Annotated in this window: 26 protein-coding genes; 7 read left to right on the top strand and 19 right to left on the bottom strand. The window is 68.0% G+C overall.

Annotated features, from left to right (window positions below):
* Positions 1 to 23: 23 nt before the first annotated feature.
* The 3 genes from AC3FMM_RS22325 to AC3FMM_RS22315 all read right to left on the bottom strand — a co-directional run bounded on the left by AC3FMM_RS22325 (position 24) and on the right by AC3FMM_RS22315 (position 2,307).
* Positions 24 to 1,205, bottom strand: a complete 1,182-nt coding sequence (locus AC3FMM_RS22325; protein WP_025585460.1) for an isovaleryl-CoA dehydrogenase — start codon at positions 1,203 to 1,205, stop codon at positions 24 to 26.
* Between the two features lie 61 nt (positions 1,206 to 1,266).
* A complete protein-coding gene (locus tag AC3FMM_RS22320; protein ID WP_115679124.1) occupies positions 1,267 to 1,743 on the bottom strand; it encodes a PaaI family thioesterase in 477 nt (158 codons plus the stop codon).
* 123 nt (positions 1,744 to 1,866) lie between these two features.
* Entirely contained in the window at positions 1,867 to 2,307 is a 441-nt protein-coding gene (locus AC3FMM_RS22315) for a MerR family transcriptional regulator (RefSeq protein ID WP_115707772.1), read from the bottom strand.
* A gap of 208 nt (positions 2,308 to 2,515) precedes the next feature.
* Between AC3FMM_RS22315 and AC3FMM_RS22310 the strand changes: the two genes are divergently transcribed.
* Positions 2,516 to 3,592, top strand: a complete 1,077-nt coding sequence (locus AC3FMM_RS22310; RefSeq protein WP_116312032.1) for an MBL fold metallo-hydrolase — start codon at positions 2,516 to 2,518, stop codon at positions 3,590 to 3,592.
* A 5-nt stretch (positions 3,593 to 3,597) separates the two neighbouring features.
* On the opposite strand, the gene AC3FMM_RS22305 is transcribed toward AC3FMM_RS22310, so the two are convergent.
* The 5 genes from AC3FMM_RS22305 to argS form a co-directional block, all read right to left on the bottom strand.
* Entirely contained in the window at positions 3,598 to 4,431 is an 834-nt protein-coding gene (locus tag AC3FMM_RS22305) for a helical backbone metal receptor (RefSeq protein WP_488687499.1), read from the bottom strand.
* Between the two features lies 1 nt (position 4,432).
* A complete protein-coding gene (locus tag AC3FMM_RS22300; protein WP_116312030.1) occupies positions 4,433 to 5,239 on the bottom strand; it encodes an SDR family oxidoreductase in 807 nt (268 codons plus the stop codon).
* A gap of 101 nt (positions 5,240 to 5,340) precedes the next feature.
* Positions 5,341 to 5,976 (bottom strand): thiol:disulfide interchange protein DsbA/DsbL, encoded by a 636-nt coding sequence (locus AC3FMM_RS22295; RefSeq protein WP_115679119.1) that lies wholly within the window; start codon positions 5,974 to 5,976, stop codon positions 5,341 to 5,343.
* Positions 5,977 to 6,113: 137 nt separating this feature from the next.
* Positions 6,114 to 6,839 carry an SPOR domain-containing protein gene (locus AC3FMM_RS22290; RefSeq protein WP_115679118.1) on the bottom strand — a complete coding sequence of 242 codons (726 nt, stop codon included), beginning with the start codon at positions 6,837 to 6,839 and terminating at the stop codon, positions 6,114 to 6,116.
* A gap of 78 nt (positions 6,840 to 6,917) precedes the next feature.
* Positions 6,918 to 8,714 carry an arginine--tRNA ligase gene (gene argS / locus AC3FMM_RS22285; RefSeq protein WP_115707764.1) on the bottom strand — a complete coding sequence of 599 codons (1,797 nt, stop codon included), beginning with the start codon at positions 8,712 to 8,714 and terminating at the stop codon, positions 6,918 to 6,920.
* 277 nt (positions 8,715 to 8,991) lie between these two features.
* Between argS and AC3FMM_RS22280 the strand changes: the two genes are divergently transcribed.
* Positions 8,992 to 9,312, top strand: a complete 321-nt coding sequence (locus tag AC3FMM_RS22280; protein ID WP_115679116.1) for a DUF1840 domain-containing protein — start codon at positions 8,992 to 8,994, stop codon at positions 9,310 to 9,312.
* Positions 9,313 to 9,509: 197 nt separating this feature from the next.
* Here AC3FMM_RS22280 and AC3FMM_RS22275 read toward each other — a convergent pair whose 3' ends face one another.
* Both AC3FMM_RS22275 and AC3FMM_RS22270 read right to left on the bottom strand, forming a co-directional pair.
* On the bottom strand, positions 9,510 to 9,938 hold the full coding sequence (locus AC3FMM_RS22275) for a DUF883 family protein (protein WP_092315167.1): 429 nt from the start codon (positions 9,936 to 9,938) through the stop codon (positions 9,510 to 9,512).
* A gap of 53 nt (positions 9,939 to 9,991) precedes the next feature.
* On the bottom strand, positions 9,992 to 10,159 hold the full coding sequence (locus AC3FMM_RS22270) for a DUF1328 domain-containing protein (protein WP_010812883.1): 168 nt from the start codon (positions 10,157 to 10,159) through the stop codon (positions 9,992 to 9,994).
* Between the two features lie 341 nt (positions 10,160 to 10,500).
* Between AC3FMM_RS22270 and AC3FMM_RS22265 the strand changes: the two genes are divergently transcribed.
* Entirely contained in the window at positions 10,501 to 11,904 is a 1,404-nt protein-coding gene (locus AC3FMM_RS22265) for a sensor histidine kinase (RefSeq protein WP_115707762.1), read from the top strand.
* 4 nt (positions 11,905 to 11,908) lie between these two features.
* Here the strand turns inward: AC3FMM_RS22265 and AC3FMM_RS22260 are convergent, their stop codons facing one another.
* From AC3FMM_RS22260 to AC3FMM_RS22240, 5 genes are all read right to left on the bottom strand, one after another.
* Positions 11,909 to 12,316 (bottom strand): response regulator, encoded by a 408-nt coding sequence (locus AC3FMM_RS22260; protein ID WP_115707760.1) that lies wholly within the window; start codon positions 12,314 to 12,316, stop codon positions 11,909 to 11,911.
* Positions 12,317 to 12,371: 55 nt separating this feature from the next.
* Positions 12,372 to 13,004 carry a response regulator gene (locus AC3FMM_RS22255; RefSeq protein WP_018006648.1) on the bottom strand — a complete coding sequence of 211 codons (633 nt, stop codon included), beginning with the start codon at positions 13,002 to 13,004 and terminating at the stop codon, positions 12,372 to 12,374.
* A gap of 309 nt (positions 13,005 to 13,313) precedes the next feature.
* Positions 13,314 to 13,775 carry a hypothetical protein gene (locus tag AC3FMM_RS22250; protein WP_115679114.1) on the bottom strand — a complete coding sequence of 154 codons (462 nt, stop codon included), beginning with the start codon at positions 13,773 to 13,775 and terminating at the stop codon, positions 13,314 to 13,316.
* 262 nt (positions 13,776 to 14,037) lie between these two features.
* Positions 14,038 to 16,785 carry a methionine synthase gene (metH, locus tag AC3FMM_RS22245; protein WP_488687498.1) on the bottom strand — a complete coding sequence of 916 codons (2,748 nt, stop codon included), beginning with the start codon at positions 16,783 to 16,785 and terminating at the stop codon, positions 14,038 to 14,040.
* A gap of 18 nt (positions 16,786 to 16,803) precedes the next feature.
* Entirely contained in the window at positions 16,804 to 17,865 is a 1,062-nt protein-coding gene (locus AC3FMM_RS22240) for a homocysteine S-methyltransferase family protein (RefSeq protein WP_115679112.1), read from the bottom strand.
* A gap of 210 nt (positions 17,866 to 18,075) precedes the next feature.
* Between AC3FMM_RS22240 and AC3FMM_RS22235 the strand changes: the two genes are divergently transcribed.
* Positions 18,076 to 18,468 (top strand): rhodanese-like domain-containing protein, encoded by a 393-nt coding sequence (locus AC3FMM_RS22235; RefSeq protein WP_018006652.1) that lies wholly within the window; start codon positions 18,076 to 18,078, stop codon positions 18,466 to 18,468.
* A 102-nt stretch (positions 18,469 to 18,570) separates the two neighbouring features.
* On the opposite strand, the gene AC3FMM_RS22230 is transcribed toward AC3FMM_RS22235, so the two are convergent.
* From AC3FMM_RS22230 to AC3FMM_RS22215, 4 genes are all read right to left on the bottom strand, one after another.
* Positions 18,571 to 18,828, bottom strand: coding sequence for a BTH_I0359 family protein (locus AC3FMM_RS22230; protein WP_012351433.1), 258 nt, complete (start codon positions 18,826 to 18,828; stop codon positions 18,571 to 18,573).
* 227 nt (positions 18,829 to 19,055) lie between these two features.
* Positions 19,056 to 19,898, bottom strand: coding sequence for a 3-oxoadipate enol-lactonase (gene pcaD / locus AC3FMM_RS22225; protein ID WP_115707756.1), 843 nt, complete (start codon positions 19,896 to 19,898; stop codon positions 19,056 to 19,058).
* 52 nt (positions 19,899 to 19,950) lie between these two features.
* Positions 19,951 to 20,961 (bottom strand): DUF3108 domain-containing protein, encoded by a 1,011-nt coding sequence (locus AC3FMM_RS22220; RefSeq protein WP_240987641.1) that lies wholly within the window; start codon positions 20,959 to 20,961, stop codon positions 19,951 to 19,953.
* A 58-nt stretch (positions 20,962 to 21,019) separates the two neighbouring features.
* A complete protein-coding gene (locus AC3FMM_RS22215) occupies positions 21,020 to 21,853 on the bottom strand; it encodes an IclR family transcriptional regulator (RefSeq protein ID WP_062796236.1) in 834 nt (277 codons plus the stop codon).
* Positions 21,854 to 22,033: 180 nt separating this feature from the next.
* On the opposite strand from AC3FMM_RS22215, the gene AC3FMM_RS22210 reads away from it, so the two are divergent.
* The 3 genes from AC3FMM_RS22210 (at position 22,034) to AC3FMM_RS22200 (ending at position 25,037) form a co-directional block, all read left to right on the top strand.
* Positions 22,034 to 23,032 carry a Bug family tripartite tricarboxylate transporter substrate binding protein gene (locus tag AC3FMM_RS22210; RefSeq protein ID WP_115707754.1) on the top strand — a complete coding sequence of 333 codons (999 nt, stop codon included), beginning with the start codon at positions 22,034 to 22,036 and terminating at the stop codon, positions 23,030 to 23,032.
* Between the two features lie 73 nt (positions 23,033 to 23,105).
* On the top strand, positions 23,106 to 24,086 hold the full coding sequence (locus AC3FMM_RS22205) for a fumarylacetoacetate hydrolase family protein (RefSeq protein ID WP_488687497.1): 981 nt from the start codon (positions 23,106 to 23,108) through the stop codon (positions 24,084 to 24,086).
* 117 nt (positions 24,087 to 24,203) lie between these two features.
* Positions 24,204 to 25,037 carry an enoyl-CoA hydratase/isomerase family protein gene (locus tag AC3FMM_RS22200; protein ID WP_115703005.1) on the top strand — a complete coding sequence of 278 codons (834 nt, stop codon included), beginning with the start codon at positions 24,204 to 24,206 and terminating at the stop codon, positions 25,035 to 25,037.
* Positions 25,038 to 25,068: the final 31 nt, after the last annotated feature.

The following is a 25,068-nucleotide window of genomic DNA, read 5'->3' as shown; positions in this document are numbered from 1 at the left end:
GATTCCGGCGTCCCCGCGCTCCGTTACATCGTTTCCGCGAACAGCTCGCGCCCGATCAGCATGCGGCGGATCTCCGAGGTGCCGGCGCCGATCTCGTACAGCTTGGCGTCGCGCCACAGGCGCCCGGCCGGGTACTCGTTGATATAGCCGTTGCCGCCCAGGATCTGCACGGTCTCGCCCGCCATCCAGGTCGCCTTTTCCGCGGTGTACAGGATCACCGCGGCGCAGTCCTTGCGCACCTGGCGCACGTGGTCGCTGCCGAGCGCGTCGAGGTTCTTGCCGACCGTGTACAGGTAGCTGCGCGCCGCCTGCAGCGTGGTGTACATGTCGGCCACCTTGCCCTGGATCAGCTGGAATTCGCCGATGCTCTGGCCGAACTGCTTGCGGTCATGGATATACGGCGTGACCACGTCCATGCACGCCTGCATGATGCCGACCGGGCCGCCCGACAGCACCGCGCGCTCGTAGTCCAGCCCGCTCATCAGCACCTTGGCGCCGCCATTCTCGGCACCCAGGATGTTCTCGACCGGCACTTCCACGTCCTCGAACACCAGCTCGCCGGTGTGCGAACCGCGCATGCCCAGCTTGTCCAGCTTCTGCGCCACCGAGAAGCCCTTCATGCCCTTCTCGACGATAAAGGCGGTCATGCCGCGCGCGCCCAGCTCGGGCTCGGTCTTCGCGTAGACCACCAGCACGTCGCAGTCCGGGCCGTTGGTGATCCACATCTTGGTGCCGTTCAGCACGTAGCGGTCGCCCTTCAGCTGCGCGCGCAGCTTCATGCTGACCACGTCAGAGCCGGCGTTGGGCTCGCTCATCGCCAGCGCGCCGATCCATTCGCCCGACACCAGCTTCGGCAAGTACTTCGCCTTCTGCGCGGCCGTGCCGTTGCGGTGGATCTGGTTGACGCACAGGTTGGAATGCGCGCCATACGACAGCCCGACCGAGGCCGAGGCGCGGCTGATTTCCTCCATCGCGATCATGTGGGCCAGGTAGCCCATGTTGGCGCCGCCGTATTCCTCGGCCACGGTAATGCCGAGCACGCCGAGGTCGCCCATCTTTTTCCAGGCGTCCATCGGGAACTGGTCGGTGCGGTCGATCTCGCCGGCGCGCGGGGCCAGTTCGGCCTGGGCCCAGTCGCGCACGGCGCCGCGCAGCATTTCGATGTCTTCGCCCAGATCGAATTTCAGGCCTGGCAGTTCAGTCATGATGGTCTCCTGTTGGAATCGGTGTGTCGGGGGGGGTTCCGGTGTTGCCGGATCGATCGGTTCAGACGTGGCCCAGCGTTTTGACCACGCACAGCGTCATCAGCATGGTCGCCACCGGCTTGCGGCGGCCTTCCTGCTCGACGTAGACATCGCCCTGCGCCACGATCAGCGTGCGCCCGGGCTTGAGCACCCGCCCCACCGCCACCAGGCGTTCGCCCTGGGCGGGGGACAGCAGGTTGATCTTGTACTCGGCGGTCAGGCCCGCCTCCTCTTCGCCAACCAGCGTCAGCGCGGCATAGCCGCAAGCGCTGTCGGCCAGCGCGCCGACCACGCCGCCATGGAAAAAGCCGTGCTGCTGGGTCACCCCCTCGGACCACGGCATCGCCAGCTCGACCTCGCCGCGCTGCACGCGCGCCAGCTCGGCGCCGAAGGTGCGCATCAGCCCCTGGCGCGAGAAACTGGTGGCAATGGCGTCGGCCCGCGCGGGGGACAGCGGTTCCGGTTCAGCGGGCACAGCATGGGCGATGGAGGCGGTCATGGCGGATTCCGGTGTGCGGCCTGTCTGGACGGACAGCGCACGGCCAACGCGCTGTCCGGCTATTCTATTTACGTTTACGTAAACGTCAATGCCGGATCGCACCGACGCGTGCACAAGTGCCGCTCAGGCGGCATGGGTCTTGTCCTGCGCATCGTCGCCGCTCTGCGCCGCTAGCAAGGCCCTGCACTGGCGCTCGTGCTGGTCGATCTCGGCCAGCTGCGCCTGCAGGTCTTCCATCTGGCGCTCGAGCGTACGGCGGTGGGCGGCGAGCGCGACCAGGAACCGGTCCAGTTGCGGCGCGGTATCGCGCGGCGATTCATACAGATCAAGGATCTCGCGGATCTCGTTGAGAGTAAGCCCCAACCTCTTGCCGCGCAGCGTCAGCTTGAGCCGGGTCCGCTCACGGCCGTTGTAGACCCGCTTGCGTCCGCCCGGCCCTTCGCGCTGCGGCGATAGCAGGCCCTGGTCCTCGTAGAAGCGGATGGCACGCGGCGTGACGTCGAACTCACGCGCGAGATCGGTAATGGTGTAGGTGGCGGAAGCCGCCGCTGGCGTCGCTGACATGGCCTGACCAAAGAAAGTGAACGGTCGTTCGTTGCGAAGTCAAGTTTTCGCTTAAGATGGAAACGAACCGTATGATTGACGTTTACGTTAGCGTCAACCAGATCGGCTGGCAACCGGTGCTTGCACGCCCCCTCGCGCACCATGGGGACGTGCCGGCAGAACGAGAAAGCCCGCGCCCCGCCGCCAGGCTTCGACCACGAGACTCCTCATGAACGCACTCGAACACCAGCTCCAATACCCGTTCGGCGATACCATGCCGGCGCCCGGCACCAAGCAGGAAGTCGCCCCCGGCGTCTACTGGCTGCGCATGCCGCTGCCGTTCGCGCTCGACCATATCAACCTGTGGCTGCTGCGCGACCGCCTGGACGGACGCGAGGGCTGGACCATCGTCGACTGCGGCATCACCAACGACACCATCAAGGCGCACTGGGAAACCATCTTCGCCAACGAGCTGGAAGGCCTGCCGGTGGTGCGCGTGCTGGTCACGCACAGCCACCCCGACCACGTCGGCCTGGCGCACTGGCTGTGCCGGCGTTTCGACGTGCGCCTGTGGATGAGCCTGGGCGACTACATGAGCGCGCGGGTGATGGGCAGCGGCACCGGGGCCGGCTCCAGCGCCGGCGGCGAGGCGGCCGCCGCGCATTTCGCGCTGCACGGCCTGACCGATCCCGACAGCCAGGAAAAGCTGCGCGCGCGCAAGACCTACTACCCGTCGCTGGTGCCCGACCTGCCGACCCAATATCGCCGCCTGATGGAAGGCGACACGGTGCGCATCGGCACCGACCCGGCCACCTCCGGCTGGCGCGTGATCACCGGCTTCGGCCATTCGCCCGAGCACGTGGCGCTGCATAACGCCGCCACCAATGTGCTCATTTCCGGCGACATGGTGCTGCCGCGCATCTCGACCAATGTCAGCGTGTTCGACATGGAGCCCGAGGCCAATTCGCTGCAGCTCTACCTGGACTCGCTAGGCAAGTACGAGCCGCTGCCGCAGGACGTGCTGATCCTGCCGTCGCACGGCCGGCCCTTCCGCAACCTGCATACCCGCATCATGCAGCTGCGCGAACACCATGCCGACCGCCTCGCCGAAACGCTGGAGGCGTGCCGCGAGAAACCCTGCAGCGCGCACGACATCGTCAGCGTGATCTTCAAGCGCCAGTTCGACATCCACCAGATGACCTTCGCCATGGGCGAGTCGCTGGCCCACCTGCACTGCCTGTGGCACCGCGGCGAGCTGGTGCGCGCAACCGGCGACGACGGCGTGATCCGCTTCCGCGCCGCCTGAGCGCGTCAGTTGGCGGCCGCCAGCGCCGCCAGGTAGCGCACCCCGTCGACGGCGCGGCTGCCGTACCACGACAGCATCTCGCCGTCGACCAGCAGCACCGGCTTCCCTAGCTGGCGCTCGAGCGCGTCGGCGTGGTCTTCGGTAAAGCGGTAGGGCTCGGTCGACAGCAACACCAGGTCGAGCTCGCGCACCAGCGCGTCGCTCCAGCGGAAAGTCGGATAGCGCTCGCCGGGCGCATTGGGGCGGCTGCAGTCGCCGCCTTCGCAGGCCTGCATGGTATCCGTGCCGCCGGGCCAGGTCTGCCAGTTGGCCAGCGCCAGCATGCGGCTGATATAGGTGTCGCACGACACCGTCATCCACGGGTCCTGCCAGATCGCGTACAGCACGCGGCGAGCCGGCCACGGCCGCACGCGGATCGCATCCAGCTGCGCCTGCAGCGCCGCGCACAGCGACTCGGCCTCGGCATGGCAGCCGAAGATGCCACCCAGCAGCCGGTACAGCCCGAGGTTGTCCTCGGGCGCGCACGGATGGGTGACGATCACGTTGGGCACGAAGCCGCGGATCTCATCCACGGTCTCGCGCCGGTTCTCGTCGATATTGACCACTACATGCGTGGGCGCCAGCTCGCGCAGCCGCGCCACGTTGACGTCCTTGGTGCCGCCCACCTTGGGCACGGCGCGCACCGCCGGTTCCGGGTGGATGCAGAAGCCGGTGCGCGCCACCATCTGCCGCGCCAGCCCGAGCGCGAACAAAAGCTCGGTCACCGACGGCACCAGCGAGGCGATCCGCACCACGCCGGTGGCGGCGGCATGCTGCTGGCCGATGGCGTCGCGCCACATCTCAGGGCTCCCGGGGTGCATCGGCACGGCGCGGCTTGCGCGGCGCGCCCGCGGCGAGCGCGTCGTACAGCCAGCGCGGCATCACGTGCAGCAGCGCCGCCACCACGCCCATCGGCCACGGGATCACGCGGAAGCGCCGGCCCGCCGCGATCACGCGCACGGCCTTGCGCGCAAACACGTCGGCATCGGTCAGGAACGGCATGCGGTAAGGGTTGTGCGCGGTCATCGGCGTGCGGATATAGCCGGGCGCGATCGTAACCACGCGGATGCCGTGCCGGCGCTGCTCCAGCCGCAGGCTTTCGAGCAGCTTGATCACCGCCGACTTGGAAGCGCTGTAGGCCCCGGCCCCCGGCAGCCCGCGCACGCCGGCCACGCTGGCAATGCCCACCAGCGTGCCGCGCCGTCCGAAGTGGCCGGGCTCGCGCGCCTGCATCGCATGCAGGAAGGGCTGGAAGGTGGTCAGCACGCCGAACCAGTTGGTCTCCATCACCTGGCGGAAGGCGTCCAGGTCCTCGCGCTCGCTGGCGACGGTGCCGACCGAGACCCCGGCATTGGCGATCACCACATCCGGGCAGCCGAACTGACCGACGAAGTCTTCCGCCGCCCGCGCCATCGCCTCGGCGTCGCGCACGTCGGCGCCATAGATTCGCACCGCGCCCGGGTTCGGCAAGGTGGCCACGAACTGGCGCAACGCGTCCTCGCGCCGCGCCACCAGGCCAAGGATGGCGCCCTGCGCGGCGTATTCGCGCGCGAGCGCCTGGCCCAGGCCGCTGGAGGCGCCGGTGAGGAAGACTTTGAGGGGACGCATGAGGGCGGAAACTCTGAATAAAAAAACGGCTGGTACAGGATACCAGCCGCTTGGCTTGCCACAGGTCCTTGCCCCCTGCCTGGGAGCAAACCTTCAGCCAATCAAAGCTTCTTCGCCTTGATCTGCTCCACCAGGTAATCCATGGTCTGCACCGCGCCCTGCTTGTTGCCGGCGATCGACGGCGAGGTCACGTACTTGCCCTGCACCACCACGGTCGGCACGCCGTCGATCTTGTAGGCGTCGGCGATCTTGTTGGCGCGCTGCGCGTTGGTGGTCACCGTGAACGAGTTGTACGCATCCACGAAGGCCTTGCGGTCGACGCCGTTCTTGGCCATGAAATCGGCGATCTCGTTGGTGTCGGTCAGGCGCTTGCGGTCCACGTGGATGGCGCTGAAGACCTTGTTGTGCATGGCGTCGAGCTTGCCGATGGCTTCCAGCGCGTAGAAGATCTTGGTGTGCGGCAGCAGGTCGTCGCGGAACGCGACCGGCACGCGCTTGAACACCACATTGCCGCCCTGCTTCTTGACCCAGGCTTCCAGGTCGGGCTCGAAGTCATAGCAGTGCGGGCAGCCATACCAGAAGAACTCGGTCACCTCGATCTTGCCCGCCGCGACCGGCTGGGGCGTCTTCAGGACCTGGTACTCCTTGCCTTCGGTGGGTGCCGCCTGCGACGGGGCGGACATCAGCAGGCCGCCCACGGCGGCGAACATGGCGAACAGTGCGGCGAGTTTTTTCATTTGAGAACGGCCTTGCGGTTTGGACGATGAGCGTATGACAGCGGCGGCGGCACCCGGTTCATCGGTGCGCCCGCCGCATCTGGCGGGAACCTGTTGCTGCGGTGTTGCGGCGGTTACCGGGTATTAAGCGGTGCCGCCTACTGCTTGGTAAAGCGGATCACCGAGGCCTCGAAACCGGACGACTGCAGCCGGTCGCGTGCCTTGTTCATGTCTTCGATGCGGTTGAACGGCCCCAGGCGCACCCGGTACATCTTGACCCCGTTGACGTCACGCTCGGTGATGCGGGCCTCGAAGCCCTGCATCGCCAGGTTGGCCTTCTGGCGGTCGGCATCGTCCGACGAGCGGAACGCGCCCACCTGCAGCAGGTAGCCCACCTTGTGCGCGTCGGCCTGGGCGATCTCGGCGATCGGGTCGGACACCGGCTTCTCGGCGGGCTTGGTGGCGAGCGGCTTGTCAGCCGGCCTGTCAGCCGGCTTCTCGACCGGCTTGTCCAGCGGCTTGTCGAGCGGCTTCTCCGCCGGGCGGGTCGCCACCGGCGGCTGGCCGTTCTGCTTGGGCTCGGGCTCCGGCGCCTGGCCCACCGGCTTGGCCGGGGTCTTGCTCCACAGCGGCTTGTTCGGATCGCTCGGGCCTTCGTCGGCGCGCTGGGCCGGGGCCGGCAGCTGGCTGGTGACGTTGCCGGGCTCGCTCGGCCGGGGGGCGTGTTTCTGCTGGAACGGCGTCGGCGACTTGGTGATGTACAGGGCGACCACCACGGCGATGGCCAGCCCGACGATCAGCCCGAGCACCAGGCCCAGGAACGTACCGCCGCGCTGCTGGCTGCGGCGGACATTGCGCGACTCGCGCTTGCGTTGCTGTTGCATGAAGTCCTCTTCGGTGATGCCGGGATTATAGAGCCAGTGCCGCCGCCGGCCGCACCGGGCCGGGCGCCGGCTGCGCGCTTACATGCGGCGCGGGGCGGACACCCCGATCACCGCCAGGCCGTTGCGCAGCACCTGGCGCGTGGCGGCCAGCAGCGCCAGGCGGGCACGCTTGACGGCTTCGTCGTCGACCAGCACGCGGTCGGCGTTGTAGAAGGCGTGGAAGTCGCCGGCCAGGTCGCGCAGGTAGAACGCCACCGCGTGCGGCGCCAGTTCCGACGCGGCGGCCGACAGCATGTCCGGGAACTCGGCCAGGCGCTGTCCCAGCGCCAGCGCCTGGGCGCTCGCGTCGGCGCCGGTCACGGCGGCCAGGTCGGCGCCGGCCAGCTCGGCCAGGCGCGCTTCCCAGTCCGCGCCGCCCCACGACTCGAAGATCGAGCAGATGCGGGCATGGGCGTACTGGACGTAGTACACCGGGTTCTCGTCGCTCTGCTTGAGCGCCAGGTCGACATCGAACACGAACTCGGTATCGGCCTTGCGCGACAGCAGGAAGAAGCGCACCGCGTCGCGGCCGCGGGTAAAGTGCGCAGGCCAGTCGGCCACGCCCTGCTCCAGGCAGCCGCGGATGGTCTCGCAGGTGTCATCCTGGCCGTTGGACCATTCGATCAGGTCGCGCACGGTGACGTAGGAGCCGGCGCGCTTGGAGATCTTGACCTCCTCGCCGTTCTTCATCACGGTCACCATCTTGTGCAGCACGTAATCGGGATAGCCCTGCGGGATGCCGATGTCCAGGCCCTGCAGGCCGGCGCGCACGCGTGCGATGGTGCCGTGGTGGTCGCTGCCCTGCACGTTGATGACCTTGGTGAAGCCGCGCTCCCACTTGGTGGTGTGGTAGGCCACGTCCGGCACGAAGTAGGTATAGGTGCCGTCGCTCTTCTTCATCACGCGGTCCTTGTCGTCGCCGTCGTCGGTGGTGCGCAGCCACAGCGCGCCCTCGCTCTCGTAGGTCTTGCCTTTACCGATCAGCGACTGCACCGCGGCGTCGACGCGCCCGTCGCTGTACAGCGACGACTCCAGGTAATAGCGGTCGAACTTGACGCCGAAGGCCTGCAGGTCGATGTCCTGCTCGTTGCGCAGATAGGTCACGGCGAACTTGCGGATCGAGTCGATGTCGTCGACGTTGCCCGACGCGGTCACCGGCTCGCCGTCGGAGGCGCTGACGGTCTTGCCGGCGAGGAAGTCGGCGGCGATATCGGCGATGTAGTCGCCGTTGTAGGCGGCTTCCGGCCAGCTGGCATCGCCCGGCTTGAGGCCGCGCGCGCGCGCCTGCACCGACAGCGCCAGGGTCTGGATCTGCACGCCGGCGTCGTTGTAGTAGAACTCGCGGTGCACGTGCCAGCCCTGCCACGACAGCAGGTTGGCGAGCGCATCGCCCAGCGCCGCCTGGCGGCCGTGACCGACGTGCAGCGGACCGGTCGGGTTGGCCGAGACGAACTCCACCAGCACCTGGCCATGCACGCCGCGCTCGCGCGCGCCGTAGTGGTCGCCCTGGTTCAGCACCGCGCGCAACACCTCGGCCTTGGCCGCCGGCGTCAGGCGCAGGTTGATGAAGCCGGGGCCGGCGATCTCCATGGTCGCGACCAGGTCCTGCGCGCGCGCGTCGGCCTGCACCGCGGCGACGATGCGCTGCGCCAGCTCGCGCGGATTGCTCTTGAGCGCGCGCGCGACCTGCATCGCGACATTGCAGGCGAGGTCGCCATGGGCGGCAACCTTGGGCCGCTCGAAGGTGACCGCAGGCAAGGTGGCATCGGCCGGGGCGAGCGCGCGCACGGCATCGGTGAACGCGGCGGCAAGATTGGAGGTCTGAACAGGCAGCATGGATGTCGGAAGCCCTGTGGGCTGGTATTCAGGCGCAGGCCCCGCGGGCCGCGCCGGCGCCACGACCACGGCAAGTGACGGCGAATCAACGCCGCGCCGCGTGACAGGCATGGGAATCGGGAACGCGCAATTTTATCAGGTGCTATGCTGACATCATGCGCAAGGACGGCCACGGACCACAATCCGCTCCGGCGGCCGCGCCAGACCGTGCCCGAACCGGCGCGGCATCCCGCCCCGGGGACGCCGCCCACCGTTCTCCGTGAAAGGAAAAACCATCATGCTGATCACCTTCAAATCCCACGCCGCGCAGGACCTGATCATGATGAAGGATCTGGCCGTGACGCTCCTGGGCATCATCGGCAAGCATCTCGGGGAACGGGGGGTGATCACCGTCGAAGAACTGCCGCACGCGATCCACAAGCTCGAGGCAGCCGTGGCCGATGCGCGCGCCCATCCTGCCGACACGGCGGTCGAGACCCAACCCGATGCCGGCGAAGACGAAGAAGAACCACTGCACCTGGGGCAGCGCGCCTACCCGTTCCTCGACATGCTGCGTGCCTCGCAGCGCGAAGGGGCCAATGTCCTCTGGGGGGTCTGAGCGATACCTGCCGGCCGGCGGACGCCGAGCGGCGCCGCGCCGGTGCTGCGCTTTCCGCGGATAAAAAAACACCCGGCACCACAACTGGCGACCGGGCTTCCGGACGAGGGTTCCGGAAAGGGGGGAATTCCGGCGGAGCCCGGCTGGCGCGCCAGGCGGGTCTCTCGCGTCAGGTCTTGTCTGCTGAATCCGCGCGGCTATTCCTCATCGGCATGGTGCCGGCCGTTGGCCAGCAACAGACCGATCACCGCGCCGACCGCGGCGGCAATCGCCACCGCCTTCAGCGGGGATTCGGCCACGCGGTGCTGGGCCTGCACCACCGCGCCATCCATGCGTTCGCGGGCGCGCATCATGCCGTCAGCAGTCTGCGCGCGCAGGCGATGCGCCATGTCGCTGGCGCGCTCGCGCAGGCGGTGGCCCGCCTGCAGGCTCTCGGCGGAGCCCTCGCGCGCCAGCACCTGGATGGTGTGCTCGAGCTGCGAGATCAGCGACTTGACTTCGCTGGACACCGGCGCCGCCGCCTCGCGCGTATCGCGCGCGGCATGCTTGATATGGCGGATCGCACTGTCGGCACTGTCGGACAGGTGGTTCAGTTCCTTCCGGACTTTAGGGTTCTGCGTCAGCATACGGTCTCCTCAGGTTCGGGTCGACGAGGGCGTGATGCCGGCTTGCGCCGGCGTTATCGTCCCCTGCGAACGAGTCCCATCACCGCGGCGACCAGCGCCACGACCAGGAAGATGAAGAACAGGATCTTGGCGATTTCCACGGCGCCGGCGGCAATCCCGCCGAAGCCGAAAATCGCGGCGATCAGGGCGATGACGAAAAATACGAGTGCATATTGCAGCATGGCTAGGCTCCCGAAGATTTCGGACCAGGCCAGGCGCACTGGCTGGGCCCATGTGAGGCTTGCGCCAACGGGTGCAAGCTCATAGCCTCATCGTAGAAAGCCACGCTTCGTGCCAATACCGACAGGCAGCCGATTCCACTGTCAGCCAAGTCCTACAACGCCTGCCGCGCGCCACGCGGGCTTCGCGCAGCGCTTGCCGTGCACGCAATGAGGCTGCGGCGCTGGCGCAAAGTGCGACTCTAAAACCGGCGCCGGGTTGACCCATGGCGGTCGATGTGATTCCATGGGCCCTCCCTTGGCGCCGCGGCGGGCGAGCGCGCCTTCTCGATAGGAATTGCCCCATGTTCAAGCAGTCATTTCTCCCTCACACGCTGTTGCTCGCGGGCGGCATCCTGCTGACCCTGGCGGTGCTGGTGGCGTCGGAAACCGGCAATATCCGCCTGCGTGAAAGCTATACCGACGTGATCCGCTCGCAGCGCCTGCAGACCGAGCTGGCCGCGCTCAACGGCGAGCTGGTCAATGCCGAGGCCGGCCAGCGCGGCTTCCTGCTGACCGGCAAGGAAAGCTACCTGGAGCCGTACTACAAGGCGCTGCCGCGCATCGCCGAGCTGATGGCGCAGATCCGCGCGGGCTACGCCAACGACCCGGAAGGCCTGAAGCAATTCGGCGACACCTCCAAGCTGGTCAACAGCAAGCTCAACGAGATGGCGCTGACGCTGGTGTACGGCAAGCGCGACCTGGAAGTGGCGCTGGACCTGATCCGCACCGACTACGGCAAGCAGACCATGGATAACGCGCGCCGCGGGCTCGACCAGCTGCAGGCGCGCGAGGCCGGCGCGGTCTCGCACCGGCTCGAGGGCGCCGAGAACGACGTGCAGCTGTCGCGCTACGGCATCGGCCTGCTCACCGCGATCAACATCATCCTGCTGATGGCCGTCGGCATCGGCCACGCCAAGCGGCTGGCCATGGCCGAGGCGGTGCGCACCCAGCTGGAAGAGGAAAGCGTGCGGCTGGACCGCAAGGTGCGCGCGCGTACGCGCCAGCTGTCGGCGCTGGCGGGCCACCTGCAGCGCGTGACCGAAGACGAGAAGACCCGGCTCGCGCGCGAACTGCATGACGAGCTGGGCGCGATCCTGACGGCGATCAAGCTGGACCTGCACTGGGTGCGCCGCAAGGTACAGGCGGACCAGCCGGTGGCGGCCGAGCGCCTGACGCGCGTGATGCTGCACGTGGACCAGGGCATCCAGATCAAGCGCCGCCTGATCGAGGACCTGCGCCCCACTGTGTTGCTCAACCTGGGCCTGCGCGCGGCAGTCACTCAACTGGTCGAGGAAGTGGGCGCGCGCAACAACTGGGAGACCGAGGTCAGCGTGCCCGAAGACCTGCCGGCGCTGCGCGACGAAGCCGCGATCGCGCTGTACCGCATCGTGCAGGAATCGCTGACCAATGCCAGCAAGTACTCCGAGGCCCGGCACGTCGAGGTGTCGCTGGCGTGCCAGGGCGAACTGCTGACGCTGACCGTGCGCGACGACGGCAAGGGCCTGCCGCCGGACTTCGACGCCGGCAGCCAGGCCGGGCACCACGGCTTGCTGGGGATGGAGCAGCGCGTCACGGCGCTGGGCGGCAGCATGGAGATCGATTCGTCGCCGGATGCCGGGGTGCGCATCCGCATCGAAGTGCCGTTGACAACCTCCGTGCTGGCGCCCGCAGAAGAACCCGAGAGTCCCGAGCCGGCACGCGCCTGATGCGTCAGCCCTGCGGCGCGGCGTGTTCCTCGATCACGCGGAACACCTGCTCCAGCTCCAGGGACTTGTCGAAGAAGTAGTCGGCGCCCGCCTCGGCGCACTGGCGCCGGTACATTTCGAGCTGGGCATGGTTGGTGTAGACGATGCGCACGGTTTCGGTGCCGGCGCGCTGCATGGCGCGCAGCACGTTGATGCCGTTGCCCTGGCGCAGTTGCAGGTCGACAATGGCGACGTCGTACTTGCCGGCGCCGAGCAGGCGCAGCGCCAGGGCTTCGGTATCGGCCCAGTCGACGTTCTCGATAAACGGGAAATCCTTCAGGTATTCGAGCAGCATGCCACGCAGGACCGCCGAATCTTCAATCAGCAGCACGTTCAGCGCCCGGTAGGAAGTGTTCGAATCCTGCTCCGACATATTTTGTATTGCGGGTCCCTTCCGGGGCGGCCCGCACGGGGCCGCGATTGAACTGCTATTCCACCAGGCCGTTCTTGATCGCGTAGTAGGTCAGGTCGGCGTTGGTCTTCATGCCCATTTTCTCCAGGATGCGCGAACGGTAGGTGCTGACGGTCTTGACGCTGAGGAACAGCTCGTCGGCGATCACCGATACCGACTGCCCGCGTGAAAGCTTGCAAAAGATCTGGAATTCGCGCTCGGACAGCATCTGGTGCACCGGCTGCTCGGTCGGCTTGTCGAGCCCGCCGATCAGCAGGTCAGCCACGGTGGCGCTGACGTAGCGGCGCCCCTGCGCCACCGTGCGGATTGCCTTGACCAGGTCGTCGGGTGCGCTTTCCTTGGTCAGATAGCCGGAGGCGCCCGCACGGATCAGGTTGATCGCGTACTGGTCTTCCGGGTATGTCGACAGGATCAGCACAGGCAGGTCGGGCTTGCGCTGGCGGATCAGCTTGAGCACGTCGATGCCGTTGCGGTCCGGCATCGAGATGTCCAGCACCAACACGTCGAACTCGGCATCGCGCAGCTGCGCCATGACTTCGTCGCCACTGCCGGCCTCGCCGGTCACCTGGATATCGGGTTCTTCGGAAATGAACTGACGCAGCCCGGCACGCACAATCTCGTGGTCGTCGGCGATCAGGACGCGGATCATGTGGGGCTCCACGGGTTTAACGGACCGGCACTTTGGCCCGGTGCACGTCGGGTGCAGGCGGAACCGCTTGCGATGTTGTCATTGTAGTGCCGCGCGCGCGCTCAGGCTGTCGGTGTCAGGCTGACAATGCGGCGCGGTGGCACGGCCGGCCGCGGGCGCGCTGCGGCCGCAACAAAAGCAAAGCGGGACGGATAAGATCCGTCCCGCTTTGCTGCGGCGCGTCAGGCCCGTGAACTTCCCTGGAGGAGGCCCGGCGCGGCCTGCACCGGTAGAGGCTGGGGCTAGTACTGCAAGCGACTACCCGGGTGCTTACTGCGCTTTCGCGCCGGCTTCCGCGCCAGCGCTGACGCCCACGTTCGCGTCGGCCTTCGACTTCTTGGTCGACTTGGCGGCGTGCTTGCCATGCTTGGCCTTGCTGCCGGCCTCTGCCTTGGCCGAGCCGGTGGCGTCGGCGGCGGTGCCGGCGCTCTTGTCGACGGCGGCGCCCGCGGTCGACAGGCCCTTGTCAGCAGCCGTGCCCGCTGCCGACAGCCCCTTGTCGGTCGCCGCGCCGGCGGTCGACAGGCCCTTTTCGGCAGCGCCCGCTGCACCCGTGGCGGCGCCGCCGACGGCGTTCAGGCCACCCTGTGCCGCCGCGGCGGGGGCGGGCGTGGTCACCGAGGCACCGACATCGGCCTTGGCGCCGACGGCAGCGCCGGTGCCCTGGGCCATGGCCAGCGAGGAAGCCGCGGCGATCGACAGTGCGGACAGGGAGAGCAGCAGTTTCTTCATGGACAGACTCCTTTCAGGATGCCCCACGGCGAAACATTCGCCGCGGTGATCACGCTGGTGATTGCGTGTATCGAGCCCTCAGTCTAGGGAGCCGGATTGCGGCGGTCTGTGAGCAGTTGAAAGGCACTGTAAGGAGTTGTGAGGCGGCCCGCACGCCACCCTGGCGGCGCCGTGCGGGCCATTCGCTGCGCTTTTCCTGCTGCATCAAAGGGCTGGCGGCGGCGCATCGCCGCCGCCGCTGCCGCCCGGGCGTCGCACCCGGTTACAGGTTGGGCGCGAGCGCGCGCGCCAGCGCGGCGCGGTCCTCATGGCGGCGCGCGACCATGTCGTCGAGCTGGTCCTGGCCGATCTTGCCGATGGTGAAGTAGGTCGACTCGGGATGCGCCAGGTAGAAGCCGCTGACCGAGGCCGCCGGCGTCATCGCCAGCGACTCGGTAATGCCCATGCCGATCTCGGCCGCGTCGAGGAATTCGAACATCGGCCCCTTGACGGTGTGCTCCGGGCACGCCGGATAGCCCGGCGCGGGACGGATGCCGCGGTACTCCTCGGCGATCAGCTCGTCGTTGCTCAGCGCCTCGGCGGCGTCATAGCCCCACAGGTCCTTGCGCACGCGCTCGTGCAGGCATTCGGCGAAGCCCTCGGCCAGGCGGTCCGCCAGCGCCTTGAGCATGATCGCGCTGTAGTCGTCGTGGTCGGCCTCGAACTGCGCCTCCTTCTTGTCGACGCCCAGGCCCGCGGTCACGGCAAACACGCCGACATAGTCGGCGATGCCGCTGTCCTTCGGTGCAACGAAGTCGGCCAGGCAGCGATTGGGGCGGCGCACGCCGTCGACCACCGGGCGCTCGCTCTGCTGGCGCAGGTTGTGCCAGGTCAGCGCGACCTTGCTGCGGGTCTCGTCGGTGTAGATCTCGATATCGTCGTCGTTGACGGTGTTGGCCGGCAGCAGCGCGATCACGCCGTTGGCGCTCAGCCAGCGGCCCTGGATCAGGCGCGACAGCATGGCCTTGCCGTCCGAGAACACCTTGCGCGCCGATTCCCCCACGATCTCGTCGTTGAGGATGTCGGGGAATTTGCCGGCGAGGTCCCAGGTCTGGAAGAACGGGCCCCAGTCGATGTAGTTGGCCAGCTCGGCCAGATCGTAGTTGCGGAACACGCGGCGGCCGATGAACTTTGGCTTCGGCGGCACGTAGCCGCTCCAGTCGATCGGCGTCTTGTTGGCGCGCGCCTGCGCCAGCGTCACCATCGGCGTGGCCTTCTTGTTGGCGTGCTGGGTGCGGATACGCTCGTAGTCGCTCTTCAGCTCGTCCAGGTACCGGGCCGCGCCTTCGTCGGACAGCAGGCTCGACGCCACGCTGACCGAGCGCGAGGCGTCCGGCACGTACACCACCGGGCCTTCGTAGTTGGGTGCGATCTTGACCGCGGTATGCACGCGCGAGGTGGTGGCGCCGCCGATCAGCAGCGGGATCTTCTTCACGCGGAAGTAGTCGTCGCGCTGCATCTCGGACGCGACGTAGGCCATTTCTTCCAGCGACGGCGTGATCAGCCCGGACAGGCCGACGATGTCCGCGCCCTCGACCTTGGCCTTGGCCAGGATCTCGTTGCACGGGACCATCACGCCCATGTTGACCACTTCGAAGTTATTGCACTGGAGCACCACCGAGACGATGTTCTTGCCAATGTCGTGCACGTCGCCCTTGACGGTGGCGATCACGATCTTGCCGCGCGCCTTGACGTCGCCGCCGGCCTCGGCCAGCAGGCGCTTTTCTTCCTCGATGAAGGGCAGCAGGTGCGCCACCGCCTGCTTCATCACGCGCGCGCTCTTGACCACCTGCGGCAGGAACATCTTGCCCGCGCCGAACAGGTCGCCGACGATGTTCATGCCGTCCATCAGCGGGCCTTCGATCACCTCGATCGGCCGGCCGCCGCGCGCGGCGACCTGCTGGCGGACTTCCTCGGTGTCTTCGACGATGAAGGTGGTAATGCCATGCACCAGCGCGTGCGCCAGGCGTTCGCCCACCGGCACCGGCTGCTCGGGCGTGCCGCGCCAGGCCAGGTTTTCCTCCTTCTTGGCGCCGCCGCCCTTGTAGCGGTCGGCGATTTCCAGCAGGCGATCGGTGGAATCCTCGCGGCGGTTCAGCACCACGTCTTCCACGCGCTCGCGCAACTCGGGATCGAGCTGGTCATACACGCCGAGCTGGCCGGCGTTGACGATGCCCATGTCCATGCCCGCACCGATCGCGTGGTACAGGAACACGGTGTGGATCGCCTCGCGCACCACGTCGTTGCCGCGGAACGAGAACGACACGTTGGAGACGCCGCCGCTGACCTTGGCGTACGGCAGGTTCTGCTTGATCCAGCGCGTGGCTTCGATGAAGTCCACCGCGTAGTTGTTGTGCTCCTCGATGCCGGTCGCGACCGCGAAGATGTTCGGGTCGAAGATGATGTCTTCCGGCGGGAAGCCGACTTCATTGACCAGGATGTCGTAGCTGCGCTTGCAGATCTCAGTCTTGCGCTCGAACGTGTCGGCCTGGCCCTTCTCGTCGAAGGCCATCACCACGCTGGCCGCACCGTAGCGGCGAATCAGCTCGGCGTGGTGGCGGAACTGTTCCTCGCCCTCCTTCAGCGAGATCGAGTTGACCACCGGCTTGCCCTGCACGCATTGCAGGCCGGCCTCGATCACCTCCCACTTGGACGAATCCAGCATGATCGGCACGCGCGCGATGTCGGGCTCGGACGCGATCAGGTTCAGGAAGCGAACCATCGCGGCCTTCGAGTCCAGCATGGCCTCGTCCATGTTGATGTCGATGATCTGCGCGCCGTTCTCGACCTGCTGGCGCGCCACCGCCAGCGCCTCGTCGAACTGGCCGTTCAGGATCATGCGCGCGAAGGCCTTGGAGCCGGTCACGTTGGTGCGCTCGCCGACGTTGACGAACAGCGTGTCATCGTCGATGGTAAAGGGCTCCAGGCCGGACAGGCGCATCGGGCGCGGGGGCAGTTTGTTCTCGCTCATGTTGTCAGGCTCTCGGGCTCAGGCGGCGTCGCGATACTGGCCGGGCCAGCTGCGGGGTTTCTTGTCGGCCACGCGCTGGGCGATGGCGGCGATATGCTCGGGCGTGGTGCCGCAGCAGCCGCCCACCAGGTTCACCAGCCCGGAGGCAGCGAACTCTTCCACCAGCGACGACGTGACCTCGGGGGTTTCATCGAAGCCCGTGTCGCTCATCGGGTTCGGCAAACCCGCGTTGGGGTAGCACGACACCGCGGCGTCGCAGATCTTGGCCAGCTCGGCGATGTAGGGGCGCATCAGCGTCGCGCCCAGCGCGCAGTTCAGGCCGAAGGTCACCGGCCGCGCATGGCGCAGGCTGTTCCAGAACGCCTCGACGGTCTGCCCAGACAGGATCCGGCCCGAGGCATCGGTCACGGTGCCGGAGATCATCACCGGCACGCGCTCGCCGGTGTCCTCGAACAGCTGGTCGATGGCGAACAGCGCGGCCTTGGCGTTGAGCGTGTCGAAGATGGTCTCGACCAGGAACACGTCGGCGCCCCCTTCGAGCAGTGCCTTGCCTTGTTCGTAGTACGACTCGCGCAATTCCTCGAAGGTGACGTTGCGCGCGCCGGGGTCGTTCACGTCCGGCGAGATGCTGGCGGTCTTGGGCGTGGGGCCGAAGGCGCCGGCGACGAAGCGCGGCTTGTCGGGCGTGCTGTACTTGTCGCAGGCAGCGCGCGCCAGGCGCGCGGCCTCGACATTCATCTCGTAGGCCAGCTCGGCCATCTTGTAGTCTTCCTGCGCCACCCGCGTGGCGCCGAAGGTATTGGTCTCGATCAGGTCGGCGCCGGCGGCCAGGTACTGCTCGTGGATCTCGCTGATGACCTGCGGGCGCGTCAGCAGCAGCAGTTCGTTGTTGCCCTTGACGTCGACCTTGTGTTCGGCGAAGCGCTCGCCGCGGTAGTCGGCCTCGCTCAGCTTGTAGCGCTGGATCATGGTGCCCATGGCGCCATCCAGGATCAGGATGCGTTCTTGCAGCAGCCGGGGCAGCTCGGCAGCCCGGGTGTAGGGGCGCGGTGCGGCCGCGCGGGATTCAGGGGCACTCATGGCGGGGAACTCTGGAAAGGCGGGGCCGGCGGAGCTTCGACGGTAGGCCGCGGTGGCCGATGGCGGCCAAGGAGGTGCGATTTTATCAGGTGTATCAAGGCCTTGCGGGTGCCGTCGGTTGCCTGCCGGACGCTCCGGCGCCTACACTGAGAGGCGTAAACATCACCGTCCGGCGGCCTGCGCCGCGCCGCTTCACTGCCTCTCCCGACCATGCAACACCTGTCCCCGACCGACGCCCACGCCTTGCTGGCGCAATCGCCCGAGACGCTCTTCATCGACTGCCGCAGCGAGATGGAATACCTGTTCGTCGGCCATCCCAAGGGCGCGCACAACGTGCCCTGGAACGACGGCCCGGACTGGGAGGTCAACCCGCATTTCGTGCAGATGGTGAAGAAGCTCGCCGGGCAGGCCTCGGCGCGGCCGGTGCTGCTGATCTGCCGCAGCGGCAATCGCTCGTCCGCCGCGGCCCGCGCGCTCGAGGGCGCGGGTTTTTCCAACGTCCGCTTTGTGCTGCACGGCTTCGAGGGCGACCTCGACGCGGAGCGCCACCGCAATACGCTCAACGGCTGGCGCCACGACGGGCTGCCCTGGGAACAGTACTGAGCCATCGCGGCCGCAAGAAAGCAAAAGCCCGCCGAAGCGGGCTTGGTCCTCGTCGCGAAACCGGGCGGGCGGCGGCTCGGGGCGCCGGCCCGGCGTGGCCGCTCAGTGCATCACCAGCGGGTGCGTCATCACGTTGTCGAACTTGCCGAGGAAGTCATCGACCTCTTCCACCGACGGCTCGCTTTCGATCAGCCGCTTGACGTCGGCGCGGAAGCTTTCGGCGAGCTGGCCGCCAAGGAAAATCTCGCGCTTCAGGTTCTTGTCGACGATTTCGTAGCCGCCGAATTCGAGCGGCGCTTGCTCGACATCCGCACCGAACTCGACGATGCAGTAGTTGTCGCTGTTGTAGATCATTTGCATGGCACACCTCCTGGGCGTCATGGATGGGCGGCTCGCCCTTGTGGTTCTTGCCTCAGTTGTTGCCATGAGGGGGGCGCCGCGGCTTTACCTCCAAACTTGGGGTGACCGGCGGGAAATCAAGTTATTGAGTGCCGGTCACCACGTTGCCACGATTTTCTGCCTTACATGAATTGGGCATCGGCCAATGCAACAAGTTTCTTGAGCCTGGAACATCAGTGTGTTGCTTGTCACGGAACGTCGCACTGGCCCCCGCATGCGGCGCTCCCCAGGAAGGCGTCCAGCGCGGCGTGGAAGCGTTCCGGCTGCTCCACGTGCACCAGGTGCGCCGCTTGCGGCACCACTTCGAGCCGTGACCCGGGGATCGCCGCGGCAATGCTTTGTGCCATCGCCACGGTGGCGCCCTGGTCCTGCTCGCCCGCTACTACCAGCGTAGGACAATGAATGCGGGAAAGCGCGCCCGCCAGGTCGAAAGCCATGATGGCCTCGGCCACACCCACGTATCCACGTATCGGGGTCGCCACCAGCGCGTTGCGAATACGCAACACTTCATCCGGATGGGACGCATGGAACGCCGGCGTCAGCCAGCGGCTGAGGGTGGCGTCGGCGAGGCTCGCCATGCCGTGGGCCTCGGCCTGGCCGATGCGGTTGTGCCACATCGGGTGGGCTTCCATGGGCGTCTGGCTGTTGGTTGCCACCAGGATCAGCGACAGCAGCCGCTCCGGATGGCGCAGCCCCATGCTCTGCCCGATCATCCCGCCGACCGAGATGCCGCAGAAGTGCGCCTGCGGAATCTGCAGCGCGTCCATCACCGCGACCACGTCGTCGGCCAGGCGCGTCATGGTGTAGGGGCCGAGCGGGGCATCGCTGGCGCCATGGCCGCGCAGGTCCGGGCGCACCACGCGGTAGCGGCCGGCCAGGTGCCTGGCGGTGAGGTCCCACAGGGTATGGTCGGCCGCCAGGGCATGGGTCAGGATCACCCAGGGCCCGTCGGCGCCGTCGAGGCGCACGTGCAGGTCGGCGCCGTCGGCATGGATGCGGCGGGTTTCGGTGGGCGGCGTGGCAACGGTCATGGCTGGGTCTCCTTTCGGTCAAGCCTGCGTGGATCTGCGCGAACCGGCGGCGCTACGGTCCTTCCTTGCCGCGGTACACCAGGTCGATCTGGGTGCCGTCGGGCTCGGTCTGGCGCAACCGCACCGGCATCCAGCCCAGCGACTGCGCCAGCCAGACCTCGACGCGGCGCCGGTCGTTGGCGCGGCGCGGCAGCCGCACAAAGTGCTTGGCGCGCACCACGCCCTGGCCGGTGTCGACCTCGACCTCTCCAACATACTGCACTTGCATCGGTTCCACATCCCGGGTGTCGGCCACCTGGAACGCTTCGGTCACACCGGGCGTGGCGTAGCGCTGGGGATTGCCGCGCACCAGCCCCACCAGTTGCAGGAAGACGCTGAAGCGGTCCTGGGCGCCGGGCGGAAACGGCGCCTGCGCGCCCGAGGCAAAGGCCACGGTGCCGGCCGCGGTGTCGATGCGCGAGGCCTCGACCTTGTTGCGGCGGCGCTCTTCGTAGCGTTCCGGCAACAGCCCCTGCTCGGCCAGCGCGCCGCTGCTCTGGAAGGCAAAGCGGAACCACAGCACCCGGGTCTCGACCGCCAGGCGGTAGCGGCCGCCGTCCTGCTCCCAGCGGATCAGGCCGTCCGGGTTCTGCACGCCGTTGACGAAGCTGGCGTAATGCATGGTCGCCGACGGGGGCGCGCTGTAGCGCACGCCGTTGACGCCGCCCTGCGGGCCGCCGGACGGGGCCGGCGCGGCGAGGGCTGCGGGCGCGGCCGCGCTGCCTTCGCCGCCGCTGCCGGTGGCCATCTCGGTAGCGCCCTGCGGGCTGGTGGCAAGCGGTGGCGCCGGCTCGGGGGCGGGTGCGGGAACTTCCGGCTCAGGCTGCGGTGCCGCGGGCTTGGGCTGCGGGCGCGGCGCGCGCGCGATCGGCCTTGGCTTGGGGGGGGCCGGCGGCGCCGGCGGCGGCAGCAGCACGGCTTCCAGCGTGGGGGTATCGCTGACATCGACCGGGATCAGCGGCCCGGGCATGCGCACCAGGCCCACCACCGCCAGCAGGTGGACCAGCAGCACCAGCGCAATCACAAAAATCCAGCGGCGCCGGCGCCAGACGCGGGAATCCGCGCCGCGCCGGGCGTCAGGTTCAGGCGGGGCCGGTTTGTCCGGCCGGCGTGGCGGCACCAAGGTAGCCGAGTTCCGATGAGAGCTGTTGGGCGATGGCGCGTACACGGCGATCCATCGTACCGCCCCATTCTGCATCGAATATGCTCTGCGCGCCCAGCACGATCAGCCCCATGGCGAGATGGCCGTTGGCGTCGAACACCGGCATCGAGAACGCATTGATGCCCGGCAGCACGCCGCCGAGCGTGCGCGCGGCGCCGTGCGCGCGCACCTCGGCGCAGATCGCGTCGTAGTCGGCCAGCGTGCGCGGCATGTCGGGCACGCCGTCATGGCCGCGCGCGCCCAGTTCGCGCTCGATCAGCGGCAGGGTCTGCTTGCGCGGCAGGTAGGCGCCGTAGAGCCGGCCGGTGGCGGAGTTGAGCATCGGCATCACGTCGCCCAGGCGCAGGCTGACCGTGACCGGGTGGCTGGATTCCTCCCAGTGCACCACCGTGGGACCGTGGTTGCCCCACACCGCGATGCCGGCGGTCAGGTCCAGCTCGTCGCGCAGCTGCGACAGGATCGGCCGCGCCTTCTTGACCGGGTCGAGACGGTTCAGCCCGGCCAGCCCCAGTTGCAGCGCGAACGGCCCCAGGTCATAGCGCCCGCTGACGGGGTCCTGCGCCACCGCGCCCAGCCGCATGAAGCTGACCAGATAGCGATGGGCCTTGGCCGGGTTCATGTCTGCTGCGGCGGCCAGGTCGCGCAGCATCATCGCGCGCGGCGATGCCGCGAGCGCCTGCAGCAGCCTGAAGCCCACCTCGATGGACTGGATGCCGGAACGCAGCTTGGCGTCTTCTTCTTCGATCTCTGACATGCGGGTGGCAGGGCGTGTGCTTGCTGGCTGGGGGAGGGAAAAATCCTAGGTAAATTTACTATAGCGAAATCGATTTACCAATTTTTAAGCGCTCGGTAGACTTTCTTCGCCACAGACCTGTCCGGCGCGGCGCACGTGCCGCCCGCCGAGCCGGGCCCCGTTTTACCATGGAGACCACCGATGCGCCCCCCTGGCTACTTCCGCCCCGTCCTTGCCGCCCTCGGCGCCGTTCCCCTGCTGGCCCTGCTGTGCACCGCCAGCGCACCCGCGCACGCCGACAGCTGGCCGTCGCAGCCGATCCGCTGGGTGGTGCCCTACCCCGCCGGCGGCGGCACCGATGTGGTCGCGCGCACCGTGGCCCAGGCGATCTCGCCGGCACTGGGCAAGCAGGTGGTGATCGACAACCGGCCCGGCGCCGCCACCATCGTCGGCGCCGATGCGGTGGCGCATGCCAGGCCCGACGGCTACACCGTGCTGACCGCCGATACCGCCACGCTGGCCGCCAATCCGTCGCTGTACAAGAAGCTGCCGTACAACGCCGACAAGGACTTCGTCCATATCGGCCAACTGGCGCGCTTCCCGCTGGTGCTGGTAGCCAACCCGAACTTCCCGGCGCGCACGCTCAAGGAAGCGATCGACTATGCGCAGAAGCACCCGGGCAAGGTCAACTTTGCCTCGCCGGGCGCCGGCAGCCCGCACCATCTGGCGATGGAGCTGTTCATGGACCAGACCCGGGTCAAGATGACGCACGTGCCCTACAAGGGCGCCGCGCCCGCGGTGCAGGACCTGCTCGCGGGCCAGGTCGACCTGATGTTCCTGGACCTGGCCTCGGGCCAGCAGAACGTTCAGGCCGGCAAGCTGCGCGCGCTGGGCGTGGCCACGCCCAGGCGCCTCACCGTGCTGCCGAGTGTGCCGACCGTCGCCGAAGGCGGCGTGGCCGGCTTCGAGGCCTACGCCTGGCAAGGCATGGTGGCGCCGGCCGGCACGCCCAAGGCCGTGGTCGCGCGGCTGAACGCCGAGCTGGTCAAGGCGCTGAAGACGCCCGAGGTGCAGAAGAAGCTGGAAGGCGTTGGCGTCGAAGCGGTCTCGAGCACGCCCGAGGAATTCGCCAGCTACGCACGCGCCGAGGCCGAGCGCTGGGGCAAGCTGATCAAGGCCAAGGGCATCACGGTCGACTGAGCGGCGCGCGCGCCGCGTTAGACTAGCGCCCATCGCGCCTGCCCGGCAGGTGCCCCGATCCCTACCGCATCCCATGAAACTCGCAACCCTGAAGGACGGTTCGCGCGACGGCCAGCTGGTGGTCGTGTCGCGCGACCTGAAGACCGCGCACTACGCCACCGACATCGCCGGCAAGCTGCAGCCCGTGCTCGACGACTGGCAGTTCTACGCACCGCAGCTGCAGGACCTGTACGACGCGCTCAACGGCGGCCGCGCACGGCATCCGTTCCCGTTCGCGCCGAAGGACTGCATGGCGCCGCTGCCGCGCGCCTACCAGTGGGCCGACGGCTCGGCCTACGTCAACCACGTCGAGCTGGTGCGCAAGGCGCGCGGCGCCGAGATGCCGCCCGAGTTCTGGACCGACCCGCTGATGTACCAGGGCGGCTCCGACGATTTCCTGGGCCCGCATGACGACATCGTCTGCGCCAGCGAGGCCTTCGGCATCGACTTCGAGGCCGAGGTGGCGGTGATCACCGGCGACGTGAAGATGGGCGCCACCCCGGAGCAGGCCGGCGAGGCCATCCGGCTGGTGATGCTGGCCAACGACGTCTCGCTGCGCAACCTGATCCCGGCCGAACTGGGCAAGGGCTTCGGCTTCTTCCAAAGCAAGCCGGCGACGGCGTTCTCGCCGGTGGCGGTGACCCCCGACGAACTGGGCGAGGCCTGGCGCGAGCGCAAGGTGCACCTGCCAATGACGGTGCACTGGAACAGCAAGAAGGTGGGCCAGCCCGACTGCGGCACCGACATGGTGTTCGACTTCGGCCAGCTGATCGCGCATATCTGCAAGACCCGCAACGTGCGCGCCGGCAGCATCGTCGGCTCGGGCACGATCTCCAATGTCGACCGCAAGAAGGGGTACTGCTGCATCGCCGAGAAGCGCATGCTCGAGACCATCGACGAAGGCAAGCCGGTGACCGAATTCATGAAGTTCGGCGACGCGGTCAAGATCGAGATGTTCGACGCGCAGGGTCATTCGGTGTTCGGCGCGATCGACCAGCTGGTGGCCGCGGCCTGAGGACCGCCGGGCCGAGGGCGCAACCGCGCGCCGGATTTGCATATAATTAACCGACCGATCGGTTGGTAAATTAACCTGCTTCCGGCGCCCCCACTGGCGTCCACTGAAAAGGCCCCCATGACCACTTCCTCCGCTGACACCGCCGCCCTGTCCCCGCGCTACGAGCGCTATCGCGCGCTGACCCTGCGCCGCCACGGCCCGATCCTGGAAATCGTCATGGGCGCGGCCCAGTCGGCCAACCAGAAGCTGGCCACGGCCGACGCCAACATGCACCGCGAGCTGGCCGAGATCTGGCGCGACGTCTCCGCCGACCCCGAGGTGCGCGTGGCGCTGATCCGCGGCGAGGGCAAGGGCTTCTCCGCCGGCGGCGACCTGGCGCTGGTCGAGGACATGGCCAACGACTTCGACACCCGCACCCGCGTCTGGCACGAGGCGCGCGACCTGGTCTACAACGTCATCAACTGCGACAAGCCGGTGGTCTCGGCGATGCACGGCCCGGCCGTCGGCGCCGGGCTGGTGGCGGGCCTGCTGGCCGATATCTCGATCGCGGCGAAGACCGCGCGCATCGTCGACGGCCATACCCGGCTGGGCGTGGCCGCGGGCGACCATGCCGCGATCGTGTGGCCGCTGCTGTGCGGAATGGCCAAGGCCAAGTACTATCTGATGCTGTGCGAGTCGGTCAGCGGCGAAGAAGCCGAGCGGATCGGCCTGGTCTCGCTGGCGGTGGATGAGGACGAACTGGTGGCGCGCGCGTTCGAGGTGGCCAACCGGCTGGCGGCAGGGTCGCAGAGCGCGATCCGCTGGACCAAGTACGCCCTCAACAACTGGCTGCGCATGGCCGGCCCCGCTTTCGATACCTCGCTGGCGCTCGAATTCATGGGTTTTGCCGGCCCCGACGTGCACGAAGGCATGGCGAGCCTGCGCGAAAAGCGGCCGCCTCAGTTCAGGTAACGACGACGCAGCCGCGCTCCCGGAGGTCCGG

This window comes from Cupriavidus sp. 207A1, from assembly GCF_057798955.1.
Note: the sequence above shows the minus strand (reverse complement) of the source record. Positions and strands in the feature narration are given on the sequence as shown.

Coding starts and splice junctions, on each gene's coding strand:
- AC3FMM_RS22210 (WP_115707754.1), top strand. CDS start 22,034: ATGCGCCCCCCTGGCTACTTCCGCCCCGTCCTTGCCGCCCTCGGCGCC.
- AC3FMM_RS22250 (WP_115679114.1), bottom strand. CDS start 13,775: ATGAAGAAACTGCTGCTCTCCCTGTCCGCACTGTCGATCGCCGCGGCT.
- AC3FMM_RS22270 (WP_010812883.1), bottom strand. CDS start 10,159: ATGCTGCAATATGCACTCGTATTTTTCGTCATCGCCCTGATCGCCGCG.
- AC3FMM_RS22305 (WP_488687499.1), bottom strand. CDS start 4,431: ATGTGGCGCGACGCCATCGGCCAGCAGCATGCCGCCGCCACCGGCGTG.
- metH (WP_488687498.1), bottom strand. CDS start 16,785: ATGAGCGAGAACAAACTGCCCCCGCGCCCGATGCGCCTGTCCGGCCTG.
- argS (WP_115707764.1), bottom strand. CDS start 8,714: ATGCTGCCTGTTCAGACCTCCAATCTTGCCGCCGCGTTCACCGATGCC.
- AC3FMM_RS22280 (WP_115679116.1), top strand. CDS start 8,992: ATGCTGATCACCTTCAAATCCCACGCCGCGCAGGACCTGATCATGATG.
- AC3FMM_RS22255 (WP_018006648.1), bottom strand. CDS start 13,004: ATGATCCGCGTCCTGATCGCCGACGACCACGAGATTGTGCGTGCCGGG.
- AC3FMM_RS22265 (WP_115707762.1), top strand. CDS start 10,501: ATGTTCAAGCAGTCATTTCTCCCTCACACGCTGTTGCTCGCGGGCGGC.
- AC3FMM_RS22315 (WP_115707772.1), bottom strand. CDS start 2,307: ATGTCAGCGACGCCAGCGGCGGCTTCCGCCACCTACACCATTACCGAT.
- AC3FMM_RS22215 (WP_062796236.1), bottom strand. CDS start 21,853: ATGTCAGAGATCGAAGAAGAAGACGCCAAGCTGCGTTCCGGCATCCAG.
- AC3FMM_RS22300 (WP_116312030.1), bottom strand. CDS start 5,239: ATGCGTCCCCTCAAAGTCTTCCTCACCGGCGCCTCCAGCGGCCTGGGC.
- AC3FMM_RS22310 (WP_116312032.1), top strand. CDS start 2,516: ATGAACGCACTCGAACACCAGCTCCAATACCCGTTCGGCGATACCATG.
- AC3FMM_RS22290 (WP_115679118.1), bottom strand. CDS start 6,839: ATGCAACAGCAACGCAAGCGCGAGTCGCGCAATGTCCGCCGCAGCCAG.
- AC3FMM_RS22325 (WP_025585460.1), bottom strand. CDS start 1,205: ATGACTGAACTGCCAGGCCTGAAATTCGATCTGGGCGAAGACATCGAA.
- AC3FMM_RS22320 (WP_115679124.1), bottom strand. CDS start 1,743: ATGACCGCCTCCATCGCCCATGCTGTGCCCGCTGAACCGGAACCGCTG.
- AC3FMM_RS22260 (WP_115707760.1), bottom strand. CDS start 12,316: ATGTCGGAGCAGGATTCGAACACTTCCTACCGGGCGCTGAACGTGCTG.
- AC3FMM_RS22200 (WP_115703005.1), top strand. CDS start 24,204: ATGACCACTTCCTCCGCTGACACCGCCGCCCTGTCCCCGCGCTACGAG.
- AC3FMM_RS22240 (WP_115679112.1), bottom strand. CDS start 17,865: ATGAGTGCCCCTGAATCCCGCGCGGCCGCACCGCGCCCCTACACCCGG.
- AC3FMM_RS22205 (WP_488687497.1), top strand. CDS start 23,106: ATGAAACTCGCAACCCTGAAGGACGGTTCGCGCGACGGCCAGCTGGTG.
- AC3FMM_RS22295 (WP_115679119.1), bottom strand. CDS start 5,976: ATGAAAAAACTCGCCGCACTGTTCGCCATGTTCGCCGCCGTGGGCGGC.
- AC3FMM_RS22230 (WP_012351433.1), bottom strand. CDS start 18,828: ATGCAAATGATCTACAACAGCGACAACTACTGCATCGTCGAGTTCGGT.
- AC3FMM_RS22235 (WP_018006652.1), top strand. CDS start 18,076: ATGCAACACCTGTCCCCGACCGACGCCCACGCCTTGCTGGCGCAATCG.
- AC3FMM_RS22275 (WP_092315167.1), bottom strand. CDS start 9,938: ATGCTGACGCAGAACCCTAAAGTCCGGAAGGAACTGAACCACCTGTCC.
- pcaD (WP_115707756.1), bottom strand. CDS start 19,898: ATGACCGTTGCCACGCCGCCCACCGAAACCCGCCGCATCCATGCCGAC.